The sequence below is a fragment of the Sphingomonas sp. CCH5-D11 genome (assembly GCF_001557395.1).
In the GTDB taxonomy this organism is placed as follows: Bacteria; Pseudomonadota; Alphaproteobacteria; order Sphingomonadales; family Sphingomonadaceae; genus Sphingomonas.
The window spans coordinates 1-4,100 of sequence record NZ_LSKH01000196.1; the positions used below are offsets into that span (position 1 = coordinate 1).

Below are 4,100 nucleotides of genomic sequence, written 5' to 3' on the forward strand. Positions count from 1 at the left end.
GTCGGCGGTGTGTTCGGCGGGGCGGTCGGGCTCAAGTCGAAGACACTCGAAAGCCAGGTGCTGATGACGCTGGTCGACGTGAACACCGGCATCCAGGAAGCGGTCGCCAGCGGGTCGGCGCGCAAGAAGGATATCGGCGTCGTGGGCGGTGGGCTGTTGCTCGGTCTTGGCGTGGGTGCGCTCGGTGGAAGCTACGCCTCGACCGACATCGGCAAGATCACCACGCTGGCGACGCTCGATGCGTTCCGCAAGCTGATCGAGGATGCACGGCCACGGCTCGAGGCGAGGCTGGTGCCGGCCAAGCCGCCCGCAATGGTGCCTCCCGCCTCCGCGCCGCTACCGGCGCAGGCGGTTCAACCGCTGCCGCAGCCAAATCCGGGAACGCCGAAACGATGATCCGCAAGAAATCGACCCGCGCGGCCGAGATCGCATTTGCCGACGAAGTGATGGCGTCCGACGAGTTCGCGGCTCTCCCCGAGCGCGTGCGATCGACGGTGCGGAACCATCGCCAGGGGATGCGGGGCGAGCGCGAGACCGCCTATATGCTCGATCACCAATTCGGGCCTGACAACGACCGCAACCTGCTTATCCACGATCTGCGCCTGCCGGACGGGCAGGGCGGGTTCGCGCAGTTCGATCATATCCTGCTGTCGCGGGCGTCGCGCACCGCCTCGATCTTCGAATCCAAGAACTACTCTGGCCGGATCTCGAAGAACGAGCATGGCGAATGGATGGTCTGGTATCGCTCGCAACGTCAGCCGCAGAACATCCCCAATCCGGTCGAACAGGCCAAACGACAACGCAAGGTGCTGCAGGCGTGGCTGAAGCGAAAAGGGCATGACAGGGCGTTCGCGGAGGTCGGCGTATTCGTGTCCGTTCCGCCCACCGCGATGATCGACCGTTCCAAAATCGGCAGCGACGAGCCGATCTACAAATGCGACAACCTTTACAAAGCCTGGGTGCCGTTCGGCGGGTCATCGCCCCTGGGACGAATGTTTTCGACCGGCGTCACCGCCGCGCAGATGGTCGAGATCGCCGACCAGCTCATCGCCGACCATGTCCAGGAGGGCGATATCTATACCCGCCTCGGCATCGTTCCTGACAGCACGGACGCCGCCGATACGTCTCATACCGGCGACCCGTCTGGGCCGATCAACATGCCCATCGTCCAGGCCGCGTCTGTGCCGGAATTGCCGCCGTACGTCGAGGCAGAGCCTGTCACTGTTCATCCGGCGCAAAGTCCCTCCACATCGGTAGCGGTTGAATGCACCGTTTTGGAGGTATCGCCCCCTGCCAAGGCGGTTCCCGTCAAGGCGGGCGCACCTATCGAGGTATGCGCCGGGATCGTCGAGCGGACACTGCCAGATGGCCGCATCGCATTCAGGGCCGCGCGCGACGATGAGATCGGCAGGGAGGTTCTTTCCGCGTTGTGCAAGGGCAAGGCGATCTGGAACCCGAGATTCTCCAACTGGATCTGCGTGCCCGACGTCGCCGACGTGATCCGGGCTGCACTTCCCGATGCGATCAGGGTCGGCCACGTCGCATGAATATGATCAGCCTGCCCCGGCCCGAATGCCCGTATTGCCATGAGGCGATGCGCCGCTGGCCGCTGGGGCAGCACATGCTGGTCTGCGACACCTGCCGCCGTCCGATCGTGCGCTACCTCGCTGCGCCCTCGCGTCGGATCTTTCGGCTGCGCCCGCTCTACAGCGTCATCAACGCCATCGCGCTGTTCATTCTGGTCGCGACCTTTCTCGCCATCGTGATCGCCCGCGCCGACATCCGGCATATCATGCTGGCCGTCGCGATCCCCATCGCGATGTTCGGCGCGAGCGATATCGGCGATGGCTGGCTGTCCTGGCGTACCTCGCTCGATCGAGGGTGGAACCACCTTCGCAAGGGTCGCAAGGCGCGGCTGATCGGGCTGGCACGCGCAGCGTTCGGCATCGCCGGCTGTGCTGTCGCCATCTTCGGGCTACTTGCCTACGGCGACATGACCACTCCACGAAAACCGCTTGCCCATCAGGCTGGTCGGCCATGATTCCCTTCTGCCTGATCCTGGGCGACAGCACCGCGGTCGGCACGGCGCAGGCATTGGCAGCACAGGGCATACGCTGCGAGGTTCATGCGCGCGTGGGTGCCGGTTCGGCCGAGATCGAGCGGCGGGTGAGGGGCGCTTCGGCCGCCACCGTCGCCCTCATCGCACTCGGGTCGAACGATGCCGCCAGTCCGGCGCTCCCAACCAACCTTCTTGCGCTCAGGCGGCGAACCACCGCCGTCAAGGTGGCCTGGCTTGCCCCCTACGACCTGCGCGCGTCATCCATTGTCACGTCGATCGCGGCACGTTTCGGCGACACCGTCATCCCGCTGCGGGCGCAACCGAGCCGGGATGGCATCCATCCGGTCAGCTATCGCCCCGTCGCCAAGTCGCTGCGGTGGGGGGCGGTCGCCCCCTTCAGAGCCGGCGTAGCGCCGGCGCCGATCGCGCGCGCGACCGTGCTGGTGATGAGCAGCCCACTCGGGTCGTGATCGCCATCTTCATGCCGCGAGCATCGGTCGCCGGAACCGAACGGCTCGACTCAATCCCGCTGGAACAAATCCGGCCCATATGACAGGCTGAACGTCATGGACCATCGCATCACCCACACCTGCGGCCATGAGCAAACCCATTTCATTGCCGGGTTCGCGTCGCAGCAGGAGCGCAAGGCCACCTGGCTGCGCACGACGGTCTGCGGCGCGTGCTACCGCAAGCAGCGCCAGGAAGAGAACGAGCGCGACGCCGCGGCCTCGCAACAAGCCGTTGCCCATCTGTCGCTGGCGCCGCTCAACGGCTCGGAACGACAGGTCAGCTGGGCAACGACCATTCGCGCGAAACGGATCGCCTTGCTGCGCAAGGATCAACCTCTCGATAGCGTCGAAACCGGCGCGGCGCTGCTCGGCATCGCGGACGCCAAATGGTGGATCGACAACCGCGACGCGACCGACGCGCAGTTGCTCGCCTCGGCAGGGGTGGCTCAGGCTCCCGGCTGAACCGGCGTCGTCACCGCATTCTTCAGCGGCGCGGGCTTCTTGCCGTCAGGCAGCGTCCTGCGGAGGTGCTCGTGGACGATCGCAGCCGAGAAGGGCTTCGGGATGAACGTCGCCTTCTCGGGCATGTCACCCGGATTGGGACGGATATTGCCGCTGGCGATCACGATCTCGATCCAGGGCCAGTGCTGTGCGACATGACGCGCCAGCGCAAAGCCGTTGATCGATCCCGGCATCTCGACATCGGAGAACAGCAGGATGGTGTTGTCGGCCTGCTCCTCCAGCAGCACGATCGCGGTATCGCCGTCCATCGCCTCATGACAGCGAAAGCCGGCGTCCTCCAGGATCAGCGTCATGTCCATCAGGATGATCGGGACGTCATCGACCGCGAGCGCGAAAGGTACGGTCGAAGTGTTCATCACCTCTACAACCGCCTGTATCTGTAGGCGCTTGCAATCGTAACTGGCGCAGTAGATGTCGATCATCGCGGACATCATCCTGGCCAACTCGCGTGTGGTCGGCGCATTTTCCCACCGGCTCATCGTTGGTTGGCTGGCCAGCCCCGCGCCCGATCCCGGCAGCTTGCCCAGCGCCAGGCGGAAGCCCGGATCGTCACGCAGAGCGTCGAGATCATCGGCGTCCTCGTAGCCGCACGCGATCGCGAACACGCGGGCACGCAGTATGTCATCAAGGCGATGGATCACCCGCGCAGGATCGCGCGGATCGGCAATGCAAGCCGCAAGCCGCCGGCAAAGCCCCATCGCGCGCTCGGCCTGTGCCAGCAGCAGAACACCGCCATCCGAGGTGAGCCGACCTCCGTCGAACGCGGCTGTGATCTTCTTGCGCCCGATCGCTGGAAACGAAATCCCGGCGCGCTATCATCGCTCCCGGCGGGTGTGGTCCGTGGCATAAATTGCCTCGCTGCAGGAATGGCCTAGACACCCATTTTCCTACATCAAAGCAATCGCTTAAACCACTCCCGCCAACCCTTCTGACCGAACCCGATGAATAAGCCGGGCTAAAGGACATCCAGGCGGCGCGGATCGCGCATCGGCGTCGCCTGCGGCAGGAGA

At 65.0% G+C, this 4,100-nt stretch carries 5 protein-coding genes and 2 pseudogenes; 5 read left to right on the forward strand and 2 right to left on the reverse strand.

Going from position 1 to position 4,100, the window contains the following annotated elements; genetic code table 11:
• The 5 genes and pseudogenes from AX702_RS22570 to AX702_RS12115 form a co-directional block, all read left to right on the forward strand.
• Positions 1 to 396, forward strand: a pseudogene (locus AX702_RS22570) (CsgG/HfaB family protein); the annotation flags it as partial.
• Entirely contained in the window at positions 393 to 1,547 is a 1,155-nt protein-coding gene (locus tag AX702_RS12100) for a nuclease-related domain-containing protein (RefSeq protein ID WP_010409151.1), read from the forward strand. The pseudogene AX702_RS22570 and the gene AX702_RS12100, both read left to right, overlap by 4 nt.
• Entirely contained in the window at positions 1,544 to 2,041 is a 498-nt protein-coding gene (locus AX702_RS12105; RefSeq protein WP_010409153.1) for a hypothetical protein, read from the forward strand. Before AX702_RS12100 ends, AX702_RS12105 begins: the two co-directional genes overlap by 4 nt.
• Positions 2,038 to 2,529, forward strand: a complete 492-nt coding sequence (locus AX702_RS12110; protein ID WP_010409155.1) for a hypothetical protein — start codon at positions 2,038 to 2,040, stop codon at positions 2,527 to 2,529. Before AX702_RS12105 ends, AX702_RS12110 begins: the two co-directional genes overlap by 4 nt.
• Positions 2,530 to 2,625: 96 nt before the next feature.
• A complete protein-coding gene (locus AX702_RS12115; RefSeq protein ID WP_010409157.1) occupies positions 2,626 to 3,030 on the forward strand; it encodes a hypothetical protein in 405 nt (134 codons plus the stop codon).
• Here the strand turns inward: AX702_RS12115 and AX702_RS12120 are convergent.
• A complete protein-coding gene (locus tag AX702_RS12120; protein ID WP_307718164.1) occupies positions 3,015 to 3,512 on the reverse strand; it encodes a response regulator in 498 nt (165 codons plus the stop codon). The two genes, AX702_RS12115 and AX702_RS12120, sit on opposite strands and share 16 nt — an antisense overlap.
• Positions 3,486 to 3,893: pseudogene (locus AX702_RS12125) on the reverse strand (transposase); the annotation flags it as partial. The pseudogene AX702_RS12125 and the gene AX702_RS12120, both read right to left, overlap by 27 nt.
• Between the last annotated feature and the right edge of the window lie 207 nt (positions 3,894 to 4,100).